The sequence below is a fragment of the Vibrio sp. 10N.222.49.C9 genome (assembly GCF_041474985.1).
In the GTDB taxonomy this organism is placed as follows: Bacteria; Pseudomonadota; Gammaproteobacteria; order Enterobacterales; family Vibrionaceae; genus Vibrio; species Vibrio crassostreae_C.
Map to the genome: position 1 here is coordinate 1 of NZ_JBFRVD010001640.1, position 446 is coordinate 446.

Sequence of the window (446 nt, forward strand, 5' to 3'; positions counted from 1 at the left end):
CTTTTAGCGTATCCGGTAAGCCAAGCTCATCAAAAGAAGGAATGTTGGTTTCAATATGACGAATGACAGCGCCAGGAAGATCTCTCTGAAAGAAAGCACTGACCCTAAAGCGTCCCGATTCACTTTCTATTGCAAAGTTTGCTTCCCTAATGGCTCGATATTCTTTACGCCTATCGTTGTCCATGATGCTATCAAGGATGGCGGTTACTCCAGATTGATGCAGTTTTTCGCCAAAAGGCTGAAGCTCACCGTCCACTCGAAACATACAAGGAGAATCTACAGTGATATACAGATCCGATGCCTTATGCTCTGTCATCGCATCTAACAGTTCGTAAATTTTATGCTGTTCAAATACTAATAAGTGACGGTATAACCATGCGTAAAAAGTTGATCCTTACTGCTCTTGCAAGCTCTCTTATTCTTGCTGGGTGTGGGCAAGATGCTCA

General features: G+C 43.0%; 1 pseudogene. It reads right to left on the minus strand.

From position 1 onward, the window contains the following. Window positions 1–316 (minus strand): annotated as a pseudogene (locus tag AB4585_RS29615) (type IV pili twitching motility protein PilT); the annotation flags it as partial. Window positions 317–446: the final 130 nt, after the last annotated feature.